We start from the raw sequence: 1,336 nt of genomic DNA on the forward strand, positions 1-1,336 counted from the left end.
TACCGGCGCATCAGTTGAAGATTGCGGATGAATTGGAAACGGCTCACGACACCTTCAAACAGGCGCAAAACATCGACCCCAATAACTACATTCGCCACCTCGGGGCGTCGGCACGGCTGCAGTTGCTGCGTGAGTTCTCCCGCCAAGGACTGACATTGCGAGCAGCCTCGGTAACTGAAATGAGGGTATTCAATCAGGCCCGCGAGCAATCGCTGAATCTGCGCAGTCAGCTCAAGGAAGTCTACCGCCTGCGTAACAGTGAGTTGAGGCAGCAATCCACAGGTTTTGCATTGCCTGGCAGCGAAGCGCCCTACAACCAGCGTATCAACCTGTTGAAAGCCGCCCTCGTGCCGTTGGAGGATCGGATTGCGGGTGCCTTGGCCGTTGGTGGCGACAGCCCGGCGCAAATCGGCACGGTGATCGATGGCCTGGATCCGCAGTTGCGTGCGGAAATGACCCGGACCGCACGGGATTTCCGGGCCACCGGAACCTTTAACAAGCCGCTGTTGGCGGCGGTGAAGTCGAAAGGCGATGGAATCGCGTTAGTGTTGTTTGTGATTCAGGGGCTGAAGTTTTTAGAGGCGATGAACGTTCTGGTAAAACCTAATCGTTCTTTAACTGATTGGGGCGTTTTCATTGATTCATTTATAGGCATGTCGGCAGCAGGTTTTGCAACCGTGCAAGGGTTGTCGGTTACGCTTTTTCAAGCGCATATCGAGCAGATGGAAAGTGCTGCCGGTAAGTTAAACACTATGAGTCGTTTGGGATATTGGACCGGCATTGCCGGATTTGGGGCGTTTTCATTTGGTGCTCTGGCGGCAACAATCGATTTGGGTAAACACTCGCTGCAGTGGGGTAGAGCCTTGGCTAAAGGCAATTACAAGGGGCTGGGTGCTACCACATTGCAGATTACCGGCGATGGGATACTGGCGGGCACCAACACCTGGGCGGCCAAGCATACGGGCTCGATTATCAAGAATATCCTGAAAACACCGACCGAACTGCGCGCTTTAGCGTGGGCAGAAGCCAGCCCACGCCTGCTGGCCATCGGTGCCCGTGCCAACCTGATAGGTCTGATCGCCACCGCCCTGCAACTGGCAGGGGAAGGCTTGTACAACTATTTCAATCTGGATGACCTGCAAGTGTGGATGGAAACCAGCACCTGGGGCAATAAATCCAGACACCGCAACCTGCAAGACGAATGGACTGAGCTTGCCAAGGTCGTGCAAAAGCCGACTTGCGACCTGATCCGCGATGACAAAAAAACTTACCTGAAACTGGTGCTACCCGGCATCAGCACCCAGGAAATGGACCGCCGCACGTTACAGCTACAAGC

The 1,336-nt window shown here is 54.9% G+C and carries 1 protein-coding gene; it reads left to right on the forward strand.

Going from position 1 to position 1,336, the window contains the following annotated elements; all coding sequences use genetic code 11:
- Nucleotides 1–1,336: hypothetical protein (locus NPS47_RS25150; RefSeq protein WP_274297418.1), on the forward strand; the 1,336-nt coding region annotated here is incomplete at both ends.

The sequence above is a fragment of the Pseudomonas putida genome, from assembly GCF_028682475.1.
Lineage (GTDB): Bacteria > Pseudomonadota > Gammaproteobacteria > Pseudomonadales > Pseudomonadaceae > Aquipseudomonas > Aquipseudomonas putida_AG.